Annotated in this window: 20 protein-coding genes; 17 read left to right on the top strand and 3 right to left on the bottom strand. The window is 62.2% G+C overall.

The window, feature by feature from the left end:
* Positions 1 to 16: 16 nt before the first annotated feature.
* From pyrH to accA, 15 genes are all read left to right on the top strand, one after another.
* Entirely contained in the window at positions 17 to 751 is a 735-nt protein-coding gene (pyrH, locus tag AC3WR3_RS10950) for a UMP kinase (protein WP_025327915.1), read from the top strand.
* Between the two features lie 96 nt (positions 752 to 847).
* The gene (gene frr, locus AC3WR3_RS10955) at positions 848 to 1,405 is read left to right on the top strand and encodes a ribosome recycling factor (RefSeq protein ID WP_139436556.1); all 558 of its coding nucleotides are present in this window, start codon (positions 848 to 850) and stop codon (positions 1,403 to 1,405) included.
* Positions 1,406 to 1,477: 72 nt separating this feature from the next.
* Positions 1,478 to 2,254, top strand: coding sequence for a polyprenyl diphosphate synthase (gene uppS / locus AC3WR3_RS10960; RefSeq protein ID WP_139436553.1), 777 nt, complete (start codon positions 1,478 to 1,480; stop codon positions 2,252 to 2,254).
* 27 nt (positions 2,255 to 2,281) lie between these two features.
* On the top strand, positions 2,282 to 3,139 hold the full coding sequence (locus tag AC3WR3_RS10965) for a phosphatidate cytidylyltransferase (RefSeq protein WP_041206258.1): 858 nt from the start codon (positions 2,282 to 2,284) through the stop codon (positions 3,137 to 3,139).
* Complete coding sequence (ispC, locus tag AC3WR3_RS10970; protein ID WP_492291857.1) at positions 3,139 to 4,335, top strand: 1-deoxy-D-xylulose-5-phosphate reductoisomerase; 1,197 nt, start codon at positions 3,139 to 3,141, stop codon at positions 4,333 to 4,335. Before AC3WR3_RS10965 ends, ispC begins: the two co-directional genes overlap by 1 nt.
* Positions 4,336 to 4,399: 64 nt before the next feature.
* Positions 4,400 to 5,752 carry a sigma E protease regulator RseP gene (rseP, locus tag AC3WR3_RS10975; RefSeq protein WP_492291858.1) on the top strand — a complete coding sequence of 451 codons (1,353 nt, stop codon included), beginning with the start codon at positions 4,400 to 4,402 and terminating at the stop codon, positions 5,750 to 5,752.
* 34 nt (positions 5,753 to 5,786) lie between these two features.
* Complete coding sequence (bamA, locus tag AC3WR3_RS10980) at positions 5,787 to 8,210, top strand: outer membrane protein assembly factor BamA (protein ID WP_139436547.1); 2,424 nt, start codon at positions 5,787 to 5,789, stop codon at positions 8,208 to 8,210.
* A gap of 142 nt (positions 8,211 to 8,352) precedes the next feature.
* Positions 8,353 to 8,865 (top strand): OmpH/Skp family outer membrane protein, encoded by a 513-nt coding sequence (locus AC3WR3_RS10985; protein ID WP_139436545.1) that lies wholly within the window; start codon positions 8,353 to 8,355, stop codon positions 8,863 to 8,865.
* 3 nt (positions 8,866 to 8,868) lie between these two features.
* Positions 8,869 to 9,888: a UDP-3-O-(3-hydroxymyristoyl)glucosamine N-acyltransferase gene (lpxD, locus tag AC3WR3_RS10990; protein ID WP_139436543.1), complete on the top strand. Its 1,020-nt coding sequence runs from the start codon at positions 8,869 to 8,871 to the stop codon at positions 9,886 to 9,888.
* Positions 9,889 to 9,912: 24 nt separating this feature from the next.
* The gene (gene fabZ, locus AC3WR3_RS10995) at positions 9,913 to 10,374 is read left to right on the top strand and encodes a 3-hydroxyacyl-ACP dehydratase FabZ (RefSeq protein ID WP_010673414.1); all 462 of its coding nucleotides are present in this window, start codon (positions 9,913 to 9,915) and stop codon (positions 10,372 to 10,374) included.
* Positions 10,375 to 10,376: 2 nt separating this feature from the next.
* The gene (gene lpxA / locus AC3WR3_RS11000) at positions 10,377 to 11,168 is read left to right on the top strand and encodes an acyl-ACP--UDP-N-acetylglucosamine O-acyltransferase (RefSeq protein ID WP_139436541.1); all 792 of its coding nucleotides are present in this window, start codon (positions 10,377 to 10,379) and stop codon (positions 11,166 to 11,168) included.
* On the top strand, positions 11,161 to 12,300 hold the full coding sequence (gene lpxB / locus AC3WR3_RS11005) for a lipid-A-disaccharide synthase (protein ID WP_139436539.1): 1,140 nt from the start codon (positions 11,161 to 11,163) through the stop codon (positions 12,298 to 12,300). Before lpxA ends, lpxB begins: the two co-directional genes overlap by 8 nt.
* A gap of 80 nt (positions 12,301 to 12,380) precedes the next feature.
* Positions 12,381 to 12,971 (top strand): ribonuclease HII, encoded by a 591-nt coding sequence (rnhB, locus tag AC3WR3_RS11010; RefSeq protein ID WP_492291859.1) that lies wholly within the window; start codon positions 12,381 to 12,383, stop codon positions 12,969 to 12,971.
* Positions 12,972 to 16,451 carry a DNA polymerase III subunit alpha gene (gene dnaE, locus AC3WR3_RS11015; RefSeq protein WP_492291860.1) on the top strand — a complete coding sequence of 1,160 codons (3,480 nt, stop codon included), beginning with the start codon at positions 12,972 to 12,974 and terminating at the stop codon, positions 16,449 to 16,451. It begins immediately after the preceding gene.
* Between the two features lie 16 nt (positions 16,452 to 16,467).
* Positions 16,468 to 17,418 carry an acetyl-CoA carboxylase carboxyl transferase subunit alpha gene (gene accA / locus AC3WR3_RS11020; protein WP_025327902.1) on the top strand — a complete coding sequence of 317 codons (951 nt, stop codon included), beginning with the start codon at positions 16,468 to 16,470 and terminating at the stop codon, positions 17,416 to 17,418.
* Between the two features lie 76 nt (positions 17,419 to 17,494).
* Here accA and AC3WR3_RS11025 read toward each other — a convergent pair whose 3' ends face one another.
* Positions 17,495 to 18,901 carry an MATE family efflux transporter gene (locus tag AC3WR3_RS11025; protein WP_492291861.1) on the bottom strand — a complete coding sequence of 469 codons (1,407 nt, stop codon included), beginning with the start codon at positions 18,899 to 18,901 and terminating at the stop codon, positions 17,495 to 17,497.
* A gap of 101 nt (positions 18,902 to 19,002) precedes the next feature.
* Positions 19,003 to 19,911, bottom strand: a complete 909-nt coding sequence (locus tag AC3WR3_RS11030; protein WP_139436644.1) for a LysR family transcriptional regulator — start codon at positions 19,909 to 19,911, stop codon at positions 19,003 to 19,005.
* Positions 19,912 to 20,407: 496 nt separating this feature from the next.
* Between AC3WR3_RS11030 and AC3WR3_RS11035 the strand changes: the two genes are divergently transcribed.
* Entirely contained in the window at positions 20,408 to 21,700 is a 1,293-nt protein-coding gene (locus AC3WR3_RS11035; protein ID WP_319917172.1) for an HAAAP family serine/threonine permease, read from the top strand.
* Positions 21,701 to 21,835: 135 nt separating this feature from the next.
* Positions 21,836 to 23,113, top strand: a complete 1,278-nt coding sequence (yjeH, locus tag AC3WR3_RS11040; RefSeq protein ID WP_492291862.1) for an L-methionine/branched-chain amino acid transporter — start codon at positions 21,836 to 21,838, stop codon at positions 23,111 to 23,113.
* Between the two features lie 59 nt (positions 23,114 to 23,172).
* On the opposite strand, the gene AC3WR3_RS11045 is transcribed toward yjeH, so the two are convergent.
* On the bottom strand, positions 23,173 to 23,709 hold the full coding sequence (locus tag AC3WR3_RS11045) for a GNAT family N-acetyltransferase (RefSeq protein ID WP_492291863.1): 537 nt from the start codon (positions 23,707 to 23,709) through the stop codon (positions 23,173 to 23,175).
* Between the last annotated feature and the right edge of the window lie 59 nt (positions 23,710 to 23,768).

The following is a 23,768-nucleotide window of genomic DNA, read 5'->3' on the forward strand; positions in this document are numbered from 1 at the left end:
ACCAGGAATCAGTGACATGAGTACCAATCCCAAGCCTGCATACAGACGTGTTCTTCTGAAGTTGAGTGGTGAAGCCCTGCAAGGATCCGAGGGTTTTGGCATTGATCCAGCGGTGCTGGAGCGGATGGCCCAAGAGATCAAAGAGCTGGTTGAGCTGGGTGTTCAGGTCGGTCTGGTCATTGGCGGCGGCAACCTGTTCCGTGGTGCCGGTCTTGCCAAGGCGGGCATGAACCGCGTGGTGGGTGACCACATGGGCATGCTGGCGACCGTCATGAACGGCCTGGCCATGCGTGATGCCCTGCATCGTGCTTATGTGAACGCCCGTCTGATGTCTGCCATCTCCCTGCAGGGTGTCTGCGATTCCTACAGCTGGGCCGAGGCCATCAGCCAGCTGCGCGCCGGCAAGGTGGTGATCTTCTCCGCCGGTACCGGAAACCCCTTCTTCACCACCGACTCCGCAGCCTGCCTGCGCGGCATCGAGATCGAAGCCGACGTGGTGCTCAAGGCTACCAAGGTCGATGGTGTGTTCACCGATGATCCGGTCAAGAACCCGGATGCAGTGCTCTATCAAGAACTGAGTTATGATGAAGTCCTTGAAAAAGAACTCAAAGTGATGGATCTTGCTGCTTTTACCCTGGCCCGCGACCACGATCTGCCGATCCGGGTGTTCAACATGAACAAACCGGGCGCCTTGCGTCGGGTTATCATGGGTGAGCCGGAAGGTACCCTGATCCACCACGTCAGCAAGTAAGACAAGCCTGAGCCGCCTGGCGCGCTTGTCCATTACGCCAGTAAACAAGATAGATACGGGCCGCATGCCGGCTCGTTCGCCAAAAGGAAAACCACTGTGATCAACGAGATTAAAAACGACGCCAAGGACCGCATGGCCAAGAGCGTAGAATCGCTCAAGACCCAGATGTCCAAGATCCGTACCGGCCGCGCTCACCCGAGCCTGCTCGACGGTATCCAGGTGGAGTATTACGGTGCCGCCACTCCTCTGAAACAGTTGGCTAACGTAGTGGCAGAAGATGCCCGCACCCTGTCCATCTCCATCTTCGATCGCTCCATGATCCAGGCGGTGGAAAAAGCCATCCTGACCTCCGATCTGGGCCTGAACCCGTCCAGCAACGGCCAGACCCTGCGTGTGCCGCTGCCCCCGCTGACCGAAGAGCGTCGCCGCGATCTGACCAAGATCGTCCGTGCCGAGGCCGAAGGCGCCCGGGTTGCCGTGCGCAACATCCGTCGCGATGCCAACGCAGACCTGAAGGCGCTGCTGAAGGACAAGGAGATCTCCGAGGATGACGACCGTCGTGCCCAGGAAGAGATCCAGAAACTGACCGACGCCTTCGTCAAGCTGGTGGATGAAGCCCTGGCCGCGAAGGAAAAGGAGCTAATGGAAATCTAAGCCTCCGACAGGTATATTACGAGCGCCGTGTAGTGCCCCTGCACGGCGCTTTTGTCTTTGTGGGAGAAATGAATGTCGCTTTTGGCAGCGCTAGGCGATAGCGCCAGCTCGTCCTTGCCTCGTCACGTCGCCATCATCATGGATGGCAATGGTCGCTGGGCTCAGAACCGTGGCAAGATGCGGGTCTCTGGCCACAAGGCGGGCGTGAAATCCGTGCGTGAGGCCGTGGCCTTTGCCGCCCGTGCCAAGATGGAGGCGCTGACCCTGTTCGCGTTCTCCAGTGAGAACTGGCGCCGCCCGGAAGGGGAGGTCAATGCCCTGATGGAGCTGTTCATGACGGTGCTTGGCCGCGAGGTGAACAAGTTGCACAGCAATGGCATCCGGCTCAAGGTGATCGGCGATACCGCCCGTTTCAGTGAACGGCTGCAGGCCAAGATCGCCAAGGCCGAGGCCCTGACCGCCGGCAACCAGGGACTGACCCTCAACATCGCCGCCAACTATGGCGGTCAGTGGGACATAGCCCAGGCGGCCCGCAAGCTGGCTCGCGCCGTGGCAGCGGGCGAGCTGGATGCAGAGGCGGTCGATGAAGAGGCTCTGGCACGTCAGGTCTGCATGGCCGACCTGCCTCCGGTGGATCTGCTGATCCGCACCGGCGGGGATCATCGCATCAGCAATTTTGTGTTATGGCAGCTTGCTTATGCCGAGCTCTATTTTACCCCGGTCTTGTGGCCCGACTTTGACGAGGCCGAGTTCAGCGGGGCAGTTGCCTCCTTCGTTGCTCGCGAGCGTCGCTTCGGGTGTACGGGTGAACAGATACGGGAATTGATCGCCGCGCAACAGACCGGCTAAACCCCGCTCCCAAGAGAGAGGTTTCTTTTGCTAAAACAACGAATTATTACCGCATTACTGTTAGTACCCCTGGTGTTGGGGGCACTGTTTTTCCTGCCATTGAAATTCTTTGCCCTGCTCGCTGCCCTGGTCTTTCTGCTGGCCAGCCGTGAGTGGAGCGCCTTCGTCTCTGCCCAGCCGCAACAATGGTTGCCGCTGGTGTTCTGTCTGTTGCTCGGTGCCAGCCTGTTCTGGGTGCCGGTAGAGCAACTCTGGATCCCCCAGCTGCATCCGCTGGTGATGGGGGTGCTCTGGACCGCCATCAGCTGGTGGCTGCTCGGGCTGCTGCTGGTGCTGCGTTACCCCAGGAGCGCCAGGCTGTGGAAAGAGTCCGTCTGGCTCAAGTCCCTGTTCGGTCTGGTGACCCTGGTGCCCTTCTTCTGGTCCCTGGTGGCCATCCGTGGGTACAACTTCTATCACGACCCCATGATGGGGGCCTGGATCCTGCTGTTCGTGATGGGCCTGGTCTGGGCGGCAGATTCTGGCGCGTATTTTTTCGGCAAGGCGTTCGGCAAGCACAAGCTGGCCCCGGCCGTCAGCCCGGGTAAAACCATAGAGGGCATGCTGGGCGGCCTCTTTACCGCCAGCGTGCTGGCCATAGGCGTGACCTGGTTCATGGGCTTCGTGCCGGCCAAGATGGGGGTCGTGCTGCTCTGCTCCCTGCTGGCGGTACTGGCGTCCGTGCTCGGCGACTTGACCGAAAGCATGTTCAAGCGGGAGGCCGGCATCAAGGATTCCGGTACCCTGCTGCCGGGCCACGGCGGCATCCTCGATCGCATCGACAGCCTGACGGCGGCGCTGCCCGTCTTCCTGCTCAGCTATCTGCTGCTCGGTCAGGAGTTCTGATGCGCAATCTGGTCATTCTGGGAGCCTCGGGCTCCATCGGTCAGAGCACCCTGAAAGTGCTGCGGCAGAATCCGGGGCGCTGGCAGGTGCTGGCGCTGACTGCGGCTCGCAGCGTGGACGCCATGGTGCGGGACTGTCTCGAATTCTCCCCCCGTTTCGCCGTCATGGTGGATGAGAAGGCCGCCAGCGATCTGGCCGGCCGACTCAAGACCCACGGCTGCCCCACCCGGGTGCTCTGTGGTCAGGCTGCCCTGTGCGAAGTGGCCGCTCACCCTGACGCCCACAGCGTCATGGCGGCCATCGTCGGTGCGGCGGGTCTGGCACCCACCATGGCCGCCGTGCGTGCAGGCAAGCGGATCCTGCTGGCCAACAAGGAGGCCCTGGTGATGTCCGGCGCCTTCTTCATGGAGGCGGTGCGCCATCACGGCGCCGAGCTGCTGCCCATCGACAGCGAACACAATGCGATTTTCCAGTGCCTGCCCGAGGCCATCCAGCGCGAGCCGGGCTTCTGCGATCTGGCAGGGGCTGGCATCAGCAAGATACTGCTGACCGGCTCAGGCGGCCCCTTCCGCTATACCGACATCGACGAGCTGGCCAGGGTCACGCCGGCCCAGGCGGTGGCGCACCCCAATTGGTCCATGGGGGCCAAGATCTCGGTGGACTCCGCCACCATGATCAACAAGGGGCTGGAATACATAGAGGCGCGCTGGCTGTTCAACGCCCTCCCGGAGCAGATCCAGGTGGTGATCCACCCCCAGTCGGTGATCCACTCCATGGTGCAGTACAAGGACGGTTCAGTGCTGGCCCAGCTCGGCAACCCGGACATGTGTACCCCCATCGCCCACGCCCTGGCCTACCCGGCCAGGATTGAGTCCGGCGTGGAACCTTTGGATTTCTTCAGTGTCGGAGAGTTCAGCTTTATCCGCCCCGACTACGCCCGTTATCCCTGCCTGGCACTGGCCATGGCGGCCTGCCAGCAAGGGCAGGCGGCGACCACCTCTCTCAATGCCGCCAACGAGGAGGCCGTCGCGGCTTTTCTTGCAGAGCGCATTGGATTTATGGATATTGCCAGAGTCAACGAATCCATCATGACGACACTGGGCACCAGTGCCGCAGGTTCGCTGGAGGATCTGATTGCGCTGGATGGCAGGGCCCGTGCCCATGCCCAGCAACTGATAGAGGGGCTTGCTCGATGAACGGACTGTGGTGGCCAGCGGCCTCTCTCTACGCCTTCGGGAATGATGTCGAGGTGAAGCTCTGATGGGCGGCGTGTTGTGGAATATTGGCGCCTTCATCGTGGCCCTTGGGCTGCTGGTGGCGGTGCATGAATTTGGCCACTTCTGGGTAGCCCGCCGCTGCGGCGTCAAGGTCGAGCGTTTCTCCATCGGCTTTGGCAAGGCGATCTGGCGCCGCATCGGCAAGGATGGCACCGAGTATGTGCTGGCCCTGATCCCGCTCGGCGGCTACGTCAAGATGCTGGACGGCCGGGTCGATGAACTCAAGCCGGGGGAGGAAGCGCAGGCCTTCAACCACAAGAGTGTCTGGGCGCGGATGGCCATAGTCGCGGCCGGCCCCATGGCGAACTTCGTATTCGCCCTGTTCGCCTTCTGGCTGATGTTCATGATAGGGGTGCCGAGCGTCAAGCCTGTGGTCGGCGAGGTGCGCCCTGCGTCCATCGTGGCCCAGGCCGGCATAGAGCCTGGCATGGAGATCGTCGGCGTCGGCGACGAGGCCACCGGAGACTGGGAGAGCGTGACCTATGCCCTCATCAGCCACCTGGGTGACAAGTCGGTACAGCTCAAGCTGAAGGCGCCTGGCGCCAGCTACGCCGTCGACAAGACGCTGATGCTGGAAAGCTGGAGCTTCGATCCGGACAAGGAGTCCCCCATCGGCAGCCTGGGGATAGTCCCCCTCGGCGGCAAGGTGCTGCCCGTGGTGCAGGCCATAGTGCCCTCGAGCGCCAGCGAGAAGGCGGGTCTGCAGGTGGGCGATCGCATCAAGGGCGTGGATGATCAGGCGATTACCGAATGGACCGAGTTTGTCGAGAGGGTGCAGCAATCACCGGAGCAGCCACTGCAGGTGACGGTGGAGCGCGAGGGCAGCGATCTGACCCTGACCCTGACCCCGGATGTGAAAAAAGTACGGGGCCAGCTGGTCGGTTTCGTCGGCCTGTCGCCGCAACTGGTTCCATTACCGGATGAGTATCGAGTTCTGTTACAGTATGGGCCTTTGCAAGCCCTGTGGCATGGGGTCCAGAAGACCTGGAGCCTGATCACGCTGACCTTCGACATGATCGGCAAGCTGATCGGTGGCATCGTCTCCCTGGACAACCTGAGCGGCCCCATCTCCATCGCCAAGGGGGCTGGCAGCAGCGCAGATTACGGGTTGGTCTATTTCCTCGGTTTCCTGGCGCTCATCAGCGTCAACCTGGGGATCATCAATCTGTTCCCCCTGCCGGTGCTGGATGGGGGCCATTTGGTCTACTTCCTCATCGAGGCAGTCACCGGCAAGCCGGTACCAGAAAAAATTCAGGAAATTGGGTTCAGGATAGGCGCCGCCATTCTGATGTTACTGATGGGCATTGCGCTGTTTAATGATTTCGCTCGCCTCTGAGGCTAGAGCATCAACAAGGACACATAAGAACAAAATGGCTGTTAAAAAAGCATTGGTGTTGAGTTGCCTGCTGGGAGCCAGCTTCCTGGCTCAGGCGGCCCCTGCCTCTTTTGTGGTGCAAGACATTCAGGTCGAGGGTCTGCAGCGGGTGACCCTGGGCGCCGCCCTGTTGAATCTGCCGGTCCGGGTCGGTGACTCCGTGGACTCGGTGGCCCTGGCCAACGCCATCAAGAAGCTCTATGCCTCCGGCAACTTCGAGGACGTCAAGGTCTATCGTGACGGCCAGGTGCTGCAAGTCGTGGTGAAGGAACGCCCGACCATCTCCAGCATCGAGTTTTCCGGCAACAAGGACATCAAGGAGGAGCAGCTGACCCAGAGCCTGGAGTCCTCCGGCATCCGCGTCGGCGACCCCCTGGATCGCACCGTGCTGAGCTCCCTCGAGAAGGGACTGGAAGATTTCTACTACGGCGTGGGCAAGTACTCCGCCAAGGTCAAGGCCATAGTCACCCCGCTGCCCCGCAACCGGGTCGACCTCAAGTTCACCTTCGTGGAAGGGGAAGCGGCCAAGATCCAGCAGATCAACATAGTCGGCAACCAGGTGTTCCCGGAAGAGAAACTGCTGGCCCAGCTCTCCTTGAAGGACGATGTGCCCTGGTGGAACTTCACCGGCGATCAGCGCTATCAGAAGCAGAAGCTGGCCGGTGACATCGAAGTGCTGCGCTCCTACTACATGGACCGCGGCTACATCCGTTTCGCTCAGGAGTCCACCCAGGTCTCCATGACCCCTGACAAGAAGGGCGTCTACGTCACCCTGAACATCAAGGAAGGGGATCAGTACAAGGTCTCCGGCGTGCAGCTCAAGGGCGATCTCATCGACCGTGGCGGCGATATGAAGGGGCTCATCCCCATAGAGGCAGGCAGCGTCTACTCCGCCAGCCAGGTGACCCACACCGAAGAGGTGCTCTCCAAGTTCCTCGGCCGTTATGGCTACGCCTACCCGAAAGTGGTCACCTTCCCCCAGGTCAATGACCAGACCAAGGAAGTGGAGCTGATCGTCAACATAGAGCCGGGTCCCCGTGTCTATGTGCGCAACATCAACTTCAGCGGCAACGTCACCACTAAGGACGAAGTGCTGCGTCGCGAGATGCGTCAGATGGAAGGCACCTGGCTCTCCTCCGACAACGTCGAGCAGTCCAAGACCCGTCTCAACCGCCTCGGCTTCTTCGAGACCGCGGAAGTGGACACCAAGCGGGTGGCGGGCAGCGACGATCAGGTCGATCTGGACTTCAAGGTCAAGGAGCAGCCGGCAGGCTCCATCAACGCCGGCATCGGCTACGGTACCGAGTCTGGTCTGAGCCTGCAGGCGGGCCTGCAGCAAGACAACTTCATGGGGACCGGCAAGAAGATCGGCATCAACGCCAGCACCAACGACTACTCGAAGAACATCGATCTCAGCTACAACGATCCCTACTTCACCGTCGATGGGGTCAGCCTGGGCGGCCGTCTCTACTACAACAAGTTCAGTGCGGCCGATGCCAACATCGTCGACTACGAAAACACCACCATAGGTTTCCGTCTCTCCAGCGGTTTCCCGGTCAACGAGAACAACCGTCTCGACTTCAGCCTCGGCTACGAGAACAACAAGCTCTCCCAGCCCAACCCCTATGTGCAGGTGGATGAGTTCTGGAAGGTGTATCAGGCCAACCTGGATGGCGACAACCGCATGGTGTTCAACACCGTGGACGTCACCGCCGGCTGGACTCGCTCCACCCTCAACAAGGGTCAGTTCCCGACCGCCGGTGACCGTCAGCGGGTGAACGCCAAGGTGACCGTGCCTGGCATGGATCTGCAGTACTTCAAGCTCAACGCCGAAGACTCCCATTACTTCCCGTTTGATGCCGACCACCAGTGGGTCATGCTGGCCAAGGCCCGCGCCTCTTACGGCAATGGCTACGGCAGCAACGGTGACTACGACCACGTGCTGCCCTTCTTCGAGAACTACTACGCCGGTGGCTTCGACACCCTGCGCGGCTTCAAGAGCAACACCGTCGGTCCGAAGGCGCTCTACTACTACAACCTGGGCGGTAACGACGTGATCCAGGGTACCGACAGCTCGGTGGGGGGCAATGCCCTGGCGGTGGCCTCCCTCGAGATGATAGTGCCGACGCCGTTCGCGTCTGAAAGCTACCAGCCCCAGCTGCGGACCAGCTTCTTCATCGATGCCGGTACCGTGTGGGATACCACCTTCGAATATGGTCAGTACCAGAACCGTTGCTTCAGTGGCTGTAACTATCTGATGGACTATTCTGACCCCACCAATATCCGGATGTCGGCGGGTCTGTCACTGCAGTGGCTCTCCCCCATGGGACCCCTGGTGTTCGTGCTGGCACAGCCGCTCAAGAAATACGAAGGGGACGATACCGAAGTCTTCTCCTTCAACATCGGCCGTACCTTCTAAAGGCTGGCCCGCCCCCAGCAGGGGGTATTCAATGATGGGACGCGCAGCTTGCGTGCCTCACCAGGTAACAAGCCGGTCCCAGAGATCGCTTGCACAATCAGGTAAATCAGGTAGCCCTCGACCGAGGGACCAAGGAGTAAGTGTGAATAAAGCGTTGAAAGTAGCTGGTTTGAGTTTTGCACTGATGGCTGCCGGTATGGGCTCCGCCTGGGCTGAGACCAAGATCGCCGTGGTCGACATGGGCGAAGTCTTCCAAAAGCTGCCCCAGCGTGAAGCCGTGGCCAAGAAACTGAAGGGCGAGTTCGAGCCGCGCATGCGCGAGCTGCAGAAGCTGGAATCCGACGGTCAGGCTCTGGTCGAGAAGTTCAAGAAGGACGAAGCCTTCATGAGCAACGAGCAGAAGAAGCAGAACCAGGAGAAGCTGGCCAAGCTGCAGATGGAGTTCAACCAGAAGCGTCAGGCGTTCGAGCAGGACAACGGCCGTCGTCAGGCTGAAGAGCGCAACAAGATCCTGACCAAGGTGCAGGCTGCCATCGACGCCATCGCCAAGAGCAATGGCTACGATCTGGTGCTGGAGCGCAATGCTGCTCCCTATGCCGCCAGCAAGCTGGACATCTCCAGCCAGGTTATCTCTCAGGTAAGCAAGAGCAACTAATTGATGGCATTCACTCTCGCACAGCTGGCCCAGCAACTGGGGGCCGAGGTCCATGGGGATGGGACCCGGGAAATCCGCAAGGTAGCGACACTGGAAAAAGCCGGGGAGGGGGAGATTGCCTTCCTGTCCAACAAGAAGTACCGGCATTTCCTGGAGCAGAGCAAGGCGACTGCCGTGCTCATCACTGAGGCGGACCTGCCGTTTTGCCCCACCAATGCCCTGGTGCTCAAAGACCCCTATGTGGGCTTTGCCCGGGTAGCCCAACTGCTGGACACCACACCGCAGCCGGCCACGGATATCCATCCGAGTGCCGTCATCGCGGCGGATGTGCAACTGGGCGAGAGAGTGGCCATCGGCGCCAATGCGGTCATCGAATCCGGCGTCGTGCTGGGGGATGATGTCCGCATCGGCCCGGGCTGTTTCGTTGGCAAGGATACCCGACTGGGAGCACGCTCCCGGTTGTGGGCCAACGTCACCCTGTATCATAACGTGACCCTGGGCACGGATTGTCTGGTGCAAGCCGGCACCGTGATCGGGGCCGACGGTTTCGGTTATGCCAACGAGCGTGGCGAGTGGATCAAGATCCCCCAGCTCGGCGGCGTGACCATAGGCAACCGGGTGGAAATCGGTGCCTGCACCACCATAGACCGCGGTGCCCTGGAAGACACCCGCATCGCGGACAACGTCATCATCGACAACCAGTGCCAGATCGCCCACAACGTCGAGATTGGCTACGGCACCGCCGTGGCGGGCTCGACCGTGATGGCCGGTAGTCTCAAGGTCGGCAAATACTGTATCATTGGCGGCGCCTCCGTCTTTAACGGGCACATGGAGATCTGCGACCAGGCCACCGTCACCGGTATGGCCATGGTGATGCGACCCATTACCGAGCCCGGAATCTACTCTTCAGGCATCCCCCTGCAAACCAATAAAGAGTGGCGCAAGACCGCCGCCCGGGTGATGCGTATCGAAGAGATGCACAAGCGGTTGAGCCGACTTGAGAAAAAGCTGGATCAAGAATAATCACGATTGGTATAGGGTACTGTTTTGACTACTGAAAAGAAAAGCCTGGGGATCCAGGAAATCATGGATCTGCTGCCCCACCGTTATCCGTTCCTGATGGTGGACAAGGTGGAAAATTACGAGATCAGCGATGAGCGCAAGACCCTGCGCGCCATCAAGAACGTCTCGTTCAACGAGCCGATCTTCCAGGGGCACTTCCCGGCCAAGCCGGTGTTCCCCGGCGTGCTGATCCTGGAAGCCATGGCCCAGGCGACCGGTATCCTGGCCTTTACCATGGTGGGCAAGCCGTCCCCCAACGAGCTCTATTACTTTGCCTCCATCGACAACGCCCGCTTCAAGCGTCCGGTCGGCCCTGGCGATCAGCTGGTGCTCGACGTAGAGTTTCTGAAGGAGCGTCGCGGCATCGCCAAGTTCACCGGCGTTGCCACAGTCGACGGTGAAGTGGTCTGTACTGCCGAACTGATGTGCGCCAAACGCGAGGTGTAACCGTGATTGACCAGACTGCCATCATCCACGATACCGCCATCGTCCATGAGTCTGCCGTGATCGGCAAAGGGGTGGAAATCGGCCCCTTTACCGTCATCGGTGCCGAGGTGGAGATAGGTGACGACACCTGGGTGGGGTCCCACGTGGTGATCAAGGGCCCGACCAGGATCGGCCGTGGCAACAAGATCTTCCAGCACACCTCCATCGGTGAGGATTGCCAGGACAAGAAGTACGCCGGTGAGCGCACCTTCCTCGAGATCGGCGACAACAACGTGTTTCGCGAGAACTGCACCGTGCACCGCGGCACCACCCAGGATCAGAGCCTGACCCGGGTTGGCAGCGGCAACCTCTTCATGGTCAACGTGCACGTGGCCCATGACTGCATGATCGGTGACAACTGCATCTTCGCCAACAACGCGACCCTGGCTGGCCACGTTCACATCGGTGACTTCGTGATCTTCGGCGGTCTGTCTGCCATTCACCAGTTCGGCCGCGTCGGCTCCCACGCCTTCGTCGGTGGCTGCGCCGCCCTGAACAAGGACGTGCCGCCCTACGTGATGGCCGCCGGCAACTACGCCAAGCCGTTCGGGGTCAACTCCGAAGGGCTGCGTCGTCGCGGCTTCACGCCCGAAGCCATCTCGGCCGTCAAGCGTGCCTACAAGGAGATCTTCCGCTCCGGCAAGACCATCGAAGAGGTGCTGCCGGTACTGAGCGAGATGGCGGCCACCGAGCCGGCTGTCCAGCTCTATGTGGATTTCCTCAAGGGCAACGAGCGCGGGATCATCCGTGCCTAAGCCCATCCGCATCGGCATAGTCGCCGGAGAGACCTCCGGCGACATCCTGGCTGCCGGTCTGGTGCGCGAGCTGCTGGTTCGTTATCCCGATGCCCAGTTCGAAGGGATCGCCGGGCCGCGCATGCAGGCCCTGGGCGTCAAGGCCCTGTTCGAGATGGAAGAGCTTTCCGTCATGGGCATCAGCGAGGTACTGGGACGTCTGCCCCGGATCCTCCAGGTGCGCCGCGAGTTGCTGCGCCACTTCATTGCCAATCCCCCGGACATCTTCGTCGGGGTGGATGCACCGGATTTCAATATCGGGGTGGAGCTGAAACTGCGCCGCGCCGGTATCAAGACGGTCCACTACGTCAGCCCCTCGGTCTGGGCCTGGCGTCAGGGCCGCATTCACAAGATCAAGGCCGCCACCGACATGGTGCTCGCCTTCCTGCCGTTCGAGAAAGCCTTCTACGACCGCTTCGATGCCCCCTGCCGCTTCGTCGGGCACACCATGGCGGACGACATTCCCCTGGTGCCGGATCGGCAGGAGATGCGCGAGACCCTCGGCCTCGAGCCGGGCCGCCGCTGGCTGGCGGTGTTGCCGGGCAGCCGCAGCGCCGAGGTCGGCTTCATGTCCCCCGTCTTCCTCGAGGCCTGCAAGCACCTGACGGTGCACTGCCCGGATCTCGGCTTCATAGTGCCGCTGGTGAACGAGAAGCGGCGCGAGCAGTTCCTCGCCATCAAGGCTGAGGTGGCGCCGGATCTCGACATGGTGCTGCTGGACGGTCAGGGCCGTGAGGCCATGATTGCCGCCGATGTGGTGATGCTGGCGTCCGGCACGGCCGCGCTGGAGGCCATGCTGGTGAAGCGCCCCATGGTGGTGGGCTACAAGCTCAAGCCGCTGAGCTACTGGCTGGCCCAGTGGCTGGTGAAGACGGAGTACGTCTCCCTGCCGAATCTGCTGGCAGACAGGATGCTGGTGCCCGAGCTCATTCAGCATGAGTGCACTGCGGCCAATCTGGTGGAAGAGGTCAGCAAGTTGCTGGAGCACGACAACAGCGAGCTCATCGCCACCTTCACCAAGTTGCACCAGAAGATCCGCTGCAACGCCGATGTGCAGGCCGCCGAGGCGGTGGCCGAGCTGCTCGACAGTTAGGGTGGCTGGCGGCGCGCTGTTGGCGTTATGTTGTGCTGATACTGGCCCTGCGGGGCCGGTTTTGATTCAAGGCCTGTGATATGACGATCGATATTCCACAAGACAAGCGGGTTGCCGGGGTTGACGAGGTGGGCCGTGGCCCCCTGGTGGGTGACGTGGTCACCGCCGCGGTGATCCTGGATCCCGCCAATCCCATCGAAGGCCTCGCCGACTCCAAGAAGCTCTCCGAGAAGAAGCGCCTCGCCCTGTACGGCGAAATCAAGGCAAAGGCCCTGGCCTGGTCCATCGGCCGCGCCACCCCGAAGGAGATCGACGAGCTCAACATACTGCACGCCACCATGCTGGCCATGCAGCGCGCCGTGGCGGGCTTGTCCATCACCCCCGAGCTGGTCTTTATCGACGGCAACCGCTGTCCAAGTTTGCCGATGGAGGCCCGTGCCGTGGTCAAGGGGGACAGCCTGGTGGCCGCCATCAGCGCCGCCTCCATCCTCGCCAAGGTGACCCGCGACGCCGAGATGACCGAGCTTGACGGCCGTCATCCCGAGTACGGCTTCGCCCGCCACAAGGGCTATCCCACTGCCGAACACCTCGCCATATTGGCCGAGCGCGGCCCCCTGCCTGAATATCGGCAGAGCTTCAAACCGGTGCGCCGGGCGCTGGGGATCGAATAGATGGCCGATCCTCGCTTCGTCCACCTGCGGGTCCACTCCGACTTCTCCATGGTCGATGGCCTGCAGAAAATCGGCCCCATCGTCTCGGCGGCCGCGGCCAACAACATGCCGGCCCTGGCCCTGACCGACCAGATGAACATGTGCGGCCTGGTGCGCTTCTATGGCTCGGCCCACGGCAAGGGGATCAAACCCATCGTCGGGGCGGATTTCTGGGTGCAGAGCGAGGAGCTCGGCGACGAGCAGTTCCGCCTCACCCTGCTCGCCATGGACAATGACGGCTATCAGAACATCACCCTGCTCATCTCCCGCGGCTACCAGCGCGGCCACGTGCAGGGGCGGCCTGTCATCGACAAGGGCTGGCTGGTCGAGCACGCCAAGGGGGTGATAGTGCTCTCCGGCGGGCGCGAGGGGGATCTCGGCAAGTTCCTGCTCAAGGGCAACCGCCAGATGGTGGAGCAGAGCCTCGCCTTCTACCGGACTCACTTCCCGGATGCCTACTATCTGGAGCTGCTGCGTACCGGCCGCCCAGACGAGGAGGTCTACCTGCACATGGCGGTGGCCATCGCCGCCGAGTTCGAGTTGCCGGTAGTGGCCACCAACGAGGTGGTGTTCCTCGGGGCCGACGACTTCGATGCCCACGAGATCCGGGTCGCCATCCACGACGGCTACACCCTGATGGACAAGCGCCGTCCGCGCCGTTACAGCCCGCAGCAGTACCTGCGCAGTCAGGAAGAAATGTGCGAGCTGTTTGCCGACATCCCGGAGGCGCTGGAAAACACGGTGGAGATCGCCAAGCGCTGCAACGTGACGGTGCGTCTGGGGGAGTACTTCCTGCCGAACTTCCCGACCGGCGACATGACCACCGAAGATTTCCTGGTGATGAAGTCCAAGGAGGGGTTGGAAGACCGCCTGGCCTTCCTGTTCCCGGATCCGCAAGTCCGCGCCGCCAAGCGTGGCGAGTACGACGAGCGCCTCGACATCGAGCTCAAGGTGATCAACCAGATGGGCTTCCCGGGTTACTTCCTCATCGTGATGGAGTTTATCCAGTGGTCCAAGGACAACGGCATCCCCGTTGGCCCGGGCCGGGGCTCGGGGGCGGGCTCCCTGGTGGCCTACGCCCTCAAGATCACCGATCTGGATCCCCTCGAGTTTGATCTGCTGTTCGAACGTTTCCTGAACCCCGAGCGGGTCTCCATGCCCGACTTCGACGTCGATTTCTGCATGGACAGACGGGACGAGGTGATCGACCACGTCTCCGAGATGTATGGCCGGGAGGCGGTCTCCCAGATCATCACCTTCGGCAGCATGGCGGCCAAGGCGGTGGTGCGGGACGTGGGCCGGGTGCTGGGCCACCCCTATGGCTTCGTGGATCGCATCTCCAAGCTCATTCCGCCGGATCCGGGCATGACGCTCGCCAAGGCGTTCGAGGCCGAGCCCAAGCTGCCGGAGCTCTACGAGCAGGACGAGGAGGTCAAGGACCTCATCGACATGGCGCGCCGACTGGAAGGTGTGGTGCGCAACGCCGGCAAACACGCCGGTGGTGTGGTGATAGCCCCCACCAAGATCACCGACTTCGCGCCGCTCTACTGCGACGATTCCGGCCACCACCCGGTGACCCAGTTCGACAAGAACGACGTGGAGTACGCCGGCCTGGTGAAGTTCGACTTCCTGGGGCTGCGGACCCTCACCATCATCGACTGGGCCCTCGGCATGATCAACCCGCGCCTGGCCAAGGAGGGCAAGCCGCCGGTCGACATCGCCGCCATCCCCATCGACGACAAGAAGTCGTTCGCGTTGTTGCAGCGCTTCGAGACCACGGCGGTATTCCAGCTCGAATCCCGCGGCATGAAGGATCTCATCAAGCGGCTGCAGCCCGACTGCTTCGAAGACATGATCGCCCTGGTGGCCCTGTTCCGTCCGGGCCCGCTGCAGTCCGGCATGGTGGACAACTTCATCGAGCGCAAGCACGGCAAGGAGGCCATCTCCTACCCGGACGAGAAGTGGCAGCACGAGAGCCTCAAGCCCATACTCGAGCCCACCTATGGCATCATCCTCTACCAGGAGCAGGTGATGCAGATAGCCCAGACCCTGGCGGGTTACACGCTGGGCGGCGCGGACATGCTGCGCCGGGCCATGGGCAAGAAGAAACCCGAGGAGATGGCCAAGCAGCGGGCCGGTTTCGAGGAGGGCGCCATCAAGAACGGCGTCGACGGCGAGCTGGCGATGAAGATCTTCGATCTGGTGGAGAAGTTTGCGGGCTACGGCTTCAACAAGTCCCACTCCGCCGCCTATGCGCTGGTCTCCTACCAGACCCTCTGGCTCAAGACCCACTTCCCGGCCGAGTTCATGGCGGCGGTGATGACCGCGGACATGGACAACACCGACAAGATAGTGACGCTGGTGGACGAGTGTCAGCGGATGGGGCTCACCGTCATACCCCCTGACGTGAACACCGGCCGCTATCGCTTCTCGGTCAACGAAGATGGTCATATCGTCTACGGCATAGGCGCGGTGAAGGGGGTCGGCGAGGGCCCCATAGATGCGATACTCAGCGCGCGGGATCAGGACGGCCCCTTCCGGGATCTGTTCGACTTCTGCAACCGGGTCGACATCAAGAAGCTCAACAAGCGGGTGATGGAAAAACTCATCCTCTCCGGCGCCATGGACCGGCTCGGCCCCCACCGCGCCGCCCTGATGGCGACGCTGGAAGAAGCCATGCGCGCCGCCGAACAGCACGCCAAGGCCCAGGCGGTGGGGCAGGTCGACATGTTCGGGGTGCTTACCGAGGAGATAGACGACGTCAAGAAGGCGTTCGCCAACGTGCCGCACTGGCCCGACAAGGTGTGGCTGGAAGGGGAGCGGGAGACCCTCGGGCTCTATCTCACCGGCCACCCCATCAACCAGTACAGCGGCGAGCTGCGTCGCTACACCTCGGGCCGGCTGTGCGATCTGCATCCCACCTCCCGGGATACGGTGACCACGGCGGCGGGGCTGGTGATCGCGGCCCGCAGCATGGTGACCAAGCGCGGCAACAAGATGGGGATCTTCACCCTGGACGACAGATCCGGCCGTCTGGATGTGACCCTCTTCAGTGAAGCGCTGGAAAAATACGAAGAATTGATGCAAAAAGACCGTATTTTAGTGGTTTCTGGACAGGTCAGCTTTGATGACTTCTCCGGTGGCCTTAAAATGTCGGCCCGCGAATTGCTGGATATCAACGATGCGAGGGAGCGTTTCGCCAGGGCGATCCGCATCTCCCTCGATGAACAACGCATTGACGAACGCTTTTTCCCGCGTTTGTGCGAGATTTTGGAGCCCGCCCGTGCCGGAGTCTGTCCGGTTCAGGTAAACTATCGTCGGCCCGGCTCCCGGGCGCGATTGACGCTCGGTACCGAGTGGCGGGTGACGCCCACCGATCAACTGATAGATGACTTGCGAGTCCTGCTTGGACGAGAGCGGGTTGAATTGGTTTTTGATTAGAGGATCTATTGTCCCTATGAGTCTTTTTCTGGATTTTGAACAGCCGATCGCCGAATTGCAGGCTCAGATCGATGAACTTCGCCATGTGAGCGAGCACAACAGTGCCGTGGATCTCAGCGAAGATATCCGTCGGCTGGAGAAGAAAAACGAAGAGCTGACCAAGAAGATCTTCGGCGATCTGGGGGCCTGGCAGGTGTCCCAGATGGCGCGTCATCCCCAGCGCCCCTACACCCTCGACTACATCGAGCAGATCTTCACCGACTTCGACGAGCTGGCCGGCGATCGCGCCTACGCCGATGACAAGGCCATCGTCGGCGGCATCGCCCGCCTAGACGGCGAGCCCGTCATGGTGATTGGTCAGCAGAAGGGTCGTGAGACCAAGGAGAAGATCCGTCGCAACTTCGGCATGCCGCGCCCGGAAGGGTACCGCAAGGCCCTGCGCCTGATGCAGATGGCCGAGCGCTTCAAGATGCCGATCATCACCTTCATCGACACCCCGGGCGCCTACCCCGGCGTGGGTGCCGAGGAGCGTGGCCAGTCCGAGGCCATTGCCCGCAACCTGAAAGTCATGGCCGGTCTGACCGTGCCCGTGGTCTGCACCGTGATAGGTGAAGGCGGCTCAGGCGGCGCGCTGGCCATCGGCGTCGGCGATCGCGTCAACATGCTGCAGTACTCCACCTACTCCGTCATCTCGCCGGAAGGTTGCGCCTCCATCCTGTGGAAGAGCGCCGACAAGGCGCCGGTGGCCGCCGATGCCATGGGCATCACCGCCCAGCGCCTGAAGGAGCTGAAGCTCATCGACAGCATCGTCGAAGAGCCCCTCGGCGGCGCCCACCGCAATGTGGAGCTGATGGCCCAGCGCCTGAAGGATCGCATCAAGCAAGACCTGGCGGCCTTGCGCCCGCTGGACAGCGACCAGTTGCTGGAGCAGCGCTACCAGCGCCTGCTGGGTTACGGCTACTGCTGATGCCCGGCGATCATCTCTTGTGAAAAGTCCCCGCATTGCGGGGACTTTTTTTATGGGTGGCAGAAAACCTGGGATCTCATCTCGTCATCACCTCCTGCCTCACCTGTACCAGGGGGCGGCGCGGGTGGCGGGGGGCCTTGGCCTGCGCGAGGCGACGCCACTCCCGCCACAACAGCCAGCAGAGCGGCGGGGTCAGCAGCAGCACGGTCGCGGGCTGGGCCAGCAGCACGCCGTCGCGGCCCCACCAGAGCGGCAGCAGGAAGATGAGGGGCAGCAGCAGCGCCGTCTTGGCGGCCGAGATGACCAGGGCCTGGCGGGTGCGCGCCATGGACTGCAGCAGCACTATGCCGAACATGATGATCCCCTCCAGCGGTATGGCGGCGAGGTTGAGGGTCAGGCTGCTGACGGCGGCGGCCAGCAGTTCGGCATCCTGATCCCCGGTGTAGAGCATGGCGACCTGGCGGGGCAGCAGCTGGATCAGCAGCCAGACCGCCAGACCGTAGATGAGCGTGATCTTGAGCCCCATGGTCATCAGGAATCTGAGATCCCGCTGGCGCCCTGCTCCTGTGGCCTGGCTGATCAGCGGCTGGATGCCGAAGGCCAGCCCCTGCAGGATCACGATGAACACCGCCTCCGTGTAACCCGCCACCGTGAAGCCCGCCAGATCCTTGACCGAGCCGTGCACCATCAGCTGGCTGTTGTGCAGCAGCAGCAGCAACCCCAGGTTGAACTGGGCGATCAGGCTCGGCAGCCCGGTGAACAGCAGCCTGGGCATGGCCGGGAAGCTGGGCACCAGCTGACGCCAGTCCAGCCGCAACCTGGCGCGGGAGGTAAAGAAATAGCCAAGGCCAAGCAGGCTGACCACCCCTTCCGAGATGAGGGTGGCCTGGGCCGTGCCCACCAGCCCCAGCCCCAGGCGGCCGACCATGATGTAGTTGAGCAGTATGTTGAGCAGGGCACCGCCGCTCACCAGCACCATGGCGAGGCGGGGTCGACCGTCGTTGCGCAGCAGATAGGGCACCGCCAGGTTGCTGGCCAGCAGCAGGGTGCCGCCCCCGATCCAGCCGAGGTAGTCGCTGGCCTGTTGCCAGGTCTCGGTGTCCGGTGTGATGCCCAGGGCCAGCAGGATGTCGATGTGCCAGTGGTGCAGCAGCAGCGGCGCCAGGGCCCCCAGCAGCCCCAGCAGCCAGAGCGCATTGACCAGGGCCTGGCGGGCCAGGGCGACGTTTCTGGCCCCCTGCTGGAGGGAGATGGCGGTCGCCGCCCCCATGGCGATCATGGCGGCGAGGCCGATCAGCACCATGATGACCGGGTAGACCAGATTGATCCCGGCGAGACCGGCGGCCCCCACATAGTGGCCGACGAAGATGCCATCCACCAGGTAATAGGCGCCGGAGACCAGCATGGCCATGATGGAGGGGAGGGCATAGCCCCAGAAACGGCGGGTCATGGCCCGCTGGCGGCGAATGAAATAGGCTGACATATCTGTGCTTCTGCCGGGTCGGGGATCGAAGCCACAGTGTAGATTCTTATCTTTCCATTGATAATCAGGTGTTTATTTGATGCATTGATGAGTAATGCTCATCAGTCTCGCGGGCTATGGTGGGCCTTCAACATGTCTATCAGGGCCCGCAGGCCGTGGCCCAGCTGGTGGCGGCTGGGGTAGAAGAGATGGAAGCCGGCAAAGGTGGGGCTCCAGGCGCTCAGCACGCTCACCAGCCGACCCGCCGCCAGGGCATCGCTCACCTCCTCCTCGTAGCAGTAGGCCAGTCCCAGACCCGCCTCGGCCGCCCCCAGATAGAGGGCGGGGGTGCTGGTGGTCAGCGGCCCGCTCACCTCTATCTCCAGCAGAGCGCCGTCGGCGGCAAAGGCCCAGCGATAGTGGTGGTGGGGGGTCAGGCGGTAGCCGATGCAGTCATGCTGGCTGAGTTCGGAGGGGTGCAGGGGGATGCCGCGCCTTGCCAGGTAGTCGGGGGAGCCCACCACCAGATAGCGCTGCAACGGACCCAGGGGCACGGCTATCATCTCCTGGGGCAGCAGATCGCCGTAGAAGAGGGCGGCGTCATAGCCATCCTCGATGAGACGGGGCATCAGCTCCTGCTCCACCACCTCCACCTGCATGCGCGGATAGCGCACCAGGTAGTCGATAAGCACAGGGGCCAGCACCTCCTGAATGGCGGCCCTGGGCGCACAGATCTTCAGCCTGCCGACCGGCTCATCCCCGTGGCGCGTCAACTCCTCCAGCGCCTCCTCCAGCTGACCCAGGGTCGGCAACAACTGCGTCAGCAATCGCTCCCCCGCCTCGGTCGGCACCACGGCCCGGGTGCTGCGATTGAGCAGCCTGACTCCCAGACGACTCTCCAGCCCCTTGAGGGAGTGGCTCAGGGCCGAGGCAGAGACCCCGAGCTCGAGGGCGGCCCTGCTGAAACTGCGGTGGCGGGCGACGGCGGCAAATACCGCCAGTTCGGCAAGATCGGTGCGGGTGATGGTCATGTTCAGCAAGGGGCAGTGGGGGAAAACCAAGGGTACGCCAAGGGCGGGCGGGAGACAATCGGCACGCTGTCGCGGGAGTTGTAACGGCTTTGTTGCACTTTCAGGGGGGCCAAAAATCACCACCCATTTTTGATTTGTTAAAAAATTTTCGCAACATGGCATACGTAATGTGATCTTGCTCGTTTGAAAGGCGACTGGAATCAAACTTTGGTTGATTAATTCAAAAAAACGCTGTGATTAATAGGGGCTTTTAACTAGAGTCAGCTCATCGGATGAGGTGGCCGTTGCCAGTTTGTTAAATGGCGCGAGCGACACCCTCAGCATCACGATCTCATGCCTTCGTTTGTTGCAATTTGGTTGTCACATGGAGTGATGGCCGGATAGCCGGGGCCTGAGAATAAAAAAGGACGAACAGCAGGTGTTCCAGGGAGAGGGAACCGGGCCCATGCCCACCGACTAGTAAGAATCCACTTTCCTTGATGACAGGAACATCCCTATGTCTGACATGAATATTGCAGTTGAAGGCAGCTTGAGCAAAGCCCCCTCCCGTGGCATCAACAAGGCCGATCTGGTCTGGATGCTGGGCCTGTACGGTACCGCCATCGGTGCCGGTGTCCTCTTCCTGCCGATCAATGCCGGCGTCGGTGGCCTCTGGCCGCTGGTGGCCATGCTGGTGCTGGCCCTGCCGCTGACCTTCTTCGCCCACCGCGGCCTGACCCGCTTCGTGCTGTCCGGCTCCACCCGTGATGGCGACATCACCGAAGTGGTGGAAGAGCATTTTGGCAAGACCGCAGGCAAGTTCATCACCCTGCTCTACTTCTTTGCCATCTACCCCATTCTGCTGATGTACTCGGTGGCCATCACCAACACAGTCGAGAGCCTGATGGTTCACCAGCTGGGCATGACGGCGCCTCCCCGTGCCATCCTCTCCCTGGTGCTGATCCTGGGTCTGATGGCGATCGTTCGCCTCGGCGGCCAGGTGATCGTCAAGGCGATGAGCGTGCTGGTGTTCCCCTTCGTGATCACCTTGATGGGCCTGGCGCTCTACCTGATCCCGCACTGGAACGGTGCCATCATCACTGAAGCTCCGGCTCTGGGTGACGCCTTCAACGGTGACTTCATCAAGACCCTGTGGCTGGCCATCCCTGTCATGGTGTTCTCCTTCAACCACTCCCCGATCATCTCCTCCTTCGCGGTGGACAACAAGGGTCGTTACGGTGAAGGTGCCGAGAAGAAGTGCAGCAACATACTGCTGGGCGCCCACGTCATGATGGTGATGACTGTGATGTTCTTCGTATTCAGCTGCGTACTGAGCCTCTCCCCGGCTGATCTGGCGGCGGCGAAGGAGCAGAACATCTCCATCCTCTCCTACCTGGCCAACCACTTCGACAACCCGGTGATCGCCACAGTGGCACCGCTGATCGCCCTGGTTGCCATCAGCAAATCCTTCCTGGGTCACTACCTGGGTGCGCAAGAGGGCATGAACGGCCTGATGGCCAAGGCGCTGCGCGAGAAGGGCAAGAAGGTCGAGATCAAGCAGCTGAACAAGGTGACCGCGCTCTTCATGATCCTGACCACCTGGGCCATCGCCACCATCAACCCGAGCATCCTCGGCATGATCGAAGACCTGGGCGGCCCCATCATCGCCATGCTGCTGTTCCTGATGCCGATGTACGCCATCGCCAAGATCCCGGCCATGCGCAAATACGCCGGCAACATCAGCAACGGCTTCGTGACCCTGATTGGTCTGATCGCCATGTCCGGCATCATCTACAAGCTGATTGCCTGATAATTCCGGTTACGCCGTTGAATGAAGAAGCCGCCTCCCAAGAGGCGGCTTTTTTATTTGCGGCGCAGAGTGCTTAACAAAGCCGTGGCAGCGGCCTAACATGGCGGGATGTTTTTCTAGACAGGACAAAAGGATATGTCTGGGTTGAAAAAGGATCTCGGGCTCTGGCAGGGGATGGGGCTGCTCGCCACCTCACTGCTCGGCACCGGGATCTTCGTGGTGCCGGCGACCGCGGCCTCGCTGGCGGGAGGGGCCTCGCTCTGGGCCTGGGTGCTGCTCATCGTACTGGTGCTGCCCATCGCCTTTACCTTCGCCCGTCTCGGGCGCCGCTATCCCCATGCGGGCGGGGCGCCGCACCTCATCGGGCTCGCCTTTGGCAACGGCGCCGAGCGCTTCTCCGCCTTCCTGTTTCTGGCGGTGCTGCCGGTGGGGCTGCCCGCCGCCCTCACCATAGCCGCCGGTTTCTGGCACGCCCTGTTCGACATGGGGGAGTGGACCCTGTGGGCCATCCAGCTGCTGACCCTGCTCGGGGTCTTCCTGCTGGGGCTGAGGGGGGCGCGCTCCTCCGGCAACCTGCAACTGCTGATTGCCCTGGCCATATTGGGGCTGACCCTGCTCATCTGGTTCAAGGGGGATCTGAGCTGGCGCGACGGGGCCCAACCGCTGCCAACGGCCGCCGAGTGGCCCGCCATGGGCACGGCGCTGGCGGTGATGTTCTGGTGCTTCGTGGGGCTGGAAGCCTTCGCCCACATGGGGGAGGAGTTCAAGCGGCCGGAGCGGGACTATCCCCTGGCCCTGCTCGGCGGCGTGCTGCTGGCGGGGCTCATCTACTGGGTGCACTCCCTGGTGGTGCTCAAATACGGTCTCTATGGGGACGAGGCGACCAATGCCACCGCCATCCCGGCCCTGCTCTCCCTGCTGTTCGGCCCCACCGCCAAGTGGCTGGTGGCGGTGCTTGGCTATCTCTCCTGCTTCGCCAGCATCAACATCTACCTGCAGGGGTTTGCGCGCCTTATCTGGAGCATGGCGCGGGAAGGCAAACTGCCCGCCTCCCTGGCCCGGCTCTCGGCCCGGGGCGCCCCCCTCAATGCCCTGTGCTGGGTGCTCGCCATCTGCCTGGTCTCCATCACCCTGATCCTCTGGCTACGGTTGCCGCTCGATGAGCTGATCCGCTACGCCAACGGCAACTTCGTGCTGGTCTATCTGCTCTGCATGGCGGCGGGCTGGCGCCTGCTCGGCGGCACGGGCAAGGGGCTGGCGGGGGTGAGCGTCTTGCTCTGCGCGGCCGTGCTGGTGGCGCTCGCCTCCCAGGTACTCTACGCCGTGGTGCTGAGCGCGGGCTACGGCTGCTTCTCCCTGTGGCGACGCAGGCGCCGTCGCTCGGCATCAGGCGACGTCTGCGCCATCAAGTAGCCGCCCAAAAAAAGCCCCGCAGTGCGGGGCTTTTTGCTGGCTATCAGAAATGGGGGTGCTTAAAGGTCAGGCAGGTCGCTGCGCAGCAGGGCGTAGTGGTGCAGGGAGATGAAGCCATCTCCCTTCCACTCGCACTCCCGCGCCGTACCTTCGTAGCGAAAGCCGGCCCGCTCCAGCAGGCGGGCGGAGGGGAGGTTGGGCTCCTCTACCACCGCCAGCAGCCGGTGCAGCGCTGTGGTGCGGTAAGTGAGCGGGAGCCACAGCCGCAGCGCCGCGCTCATCACCCCCTTGCCCCAGTGTTCGGGATAGAGCCAGTAGCCGATCTCGGCCCGCCGGTGCTGAAGGTCGGCATCGTTGTAGCCGATGGCCCCCAGCGGCTCTTTGGTGTGCGGATTGCGAATGAGGTGCCAGGCACCGCGGCCCGTGATGTTCAGCTCGGCGTACCAATCCATCTGGGCCTGGCATGCCGTCAGGCTGTCGTAGCTGACGCCGTAGCAGGCGATGACTCGCGGATCCGACAGGCCGCGATAGACGTGGGGCAGGTCGGCCTCGGTGACGGGATCCAGCCTGATCTCTGGCGGTGAAGTTGAATTCATGAGGGCTCCTTGCGACCAGCCATGGCTGGCCGCTTGTGTTGAGTCAAACAGGGGGAATG

It is taken from the genome of Aeromonas sp. EU05-FHT14A05 (assembly GCF_058791175.1).

What these genes read in the sequence shown, in the direction of transcription:
- AC3WR3_RS11045 (WP_492291863.1), bottom strand. Translation starts at nt 23,709, where the DNA reads ATGAATTCAACTTCACCGCCAGAGATCAGGCTGGATCCCGTCACCGAG.
- bamA (WP_139436547.1), top strand. Translation starts at nt 5,787, where the DNA reads ATGGCTGTTAAAAAAGCATTGGTGTTGAGTTGCCTGCTGGGAGCCAGC.
- AC3WR3_RS11030 (WP_139436644.1), bottom strand. Translation starts at nt 19,911, where the DNA reads ATGACCATCACCCGCACCGATCTTGCCGAACTGGCGGTATTTGCCGCC.
- pyrH (WP_025327915.1), top strand. Translation starts at nt 17, where the DNA reads ATGAGTACCAATCCCAAGCCTGCATACAGACGTGTTCTTCTGAAGTTG.
- ispC (WP_492291857.1), top strand. Translation starts at nt 3,139, where the DNA reads ATGCGCAATCTGGTCATTCTGGGAGCCTCGGGCTCCATCGGTCAGAGC.
- dnaE (WP_492291860.1), top strand. Translation starts at nt 12,972, where the DNA reads ATGGCCGATCCTCGCTTCGTCCACCTGCGGGTCCACTCCGACTTCTCC.
- accA (WP_025327902.1), top strand. Translation starts at nt 16,468, where the DNA reads ATGAGTCTTTTTCTGGATTTTGAACAGCCGATCGCCGAATTGCAGGCT.
- yjeH (WP_492291862.1), top strand. Translation starts at nt 21,836, where the DNA reads ATGTCTGGGTTGAAAAAGGATCTCGGGCTCTGGCAGGGGATGGGGCTG.
- lpxD (WP_139436543.1), top strand. Translation starts at nt 8,869, where the DNA reads ATGGCATTCACTCTCGCACAGCTGGCCCAGCAACTGGGGGCCGAGGTC.
- AC3WR3_RS11035 (WP_319917172.1), top strand. Translation starts at nt 20,408, where the DNA reads ATGTCTGACATGAATATTGCAGTTGAAGGCAGCTTGAGCAAAGCCCCC.
- AC3WR3_RS11025 (WP_492291861.1), bottom strand. Translation starts at nt 18,901, where the DNA reads ATGTCAGCCTATTTCATTCGCCGCCAGCGGGCCATGACCCGCCGTTTC.
- rnhB (WP_492291859.1), top strand. Translation starts at nt 12,381, where the DNA reads ATGACGATCGATATTCCACAAGACAAGCGGGTTGCCGGGGTTGACGAG.
- uppS (WP_139436553.1), top strand. Translation starts at nt 1,478, where the DNA reads ATGTCGCTTTTGGCAGCGCTAGGCGATAGCGCCAGCTCGTCCTTGCCT.
- rseP (WP_492291858.1), top strand. Translation starts at nt 4,400, where the DNA reads ATGGGCGGCGTGTTGTGGAATATTGGCGCCTTCATCGTGGCCCTTGGG.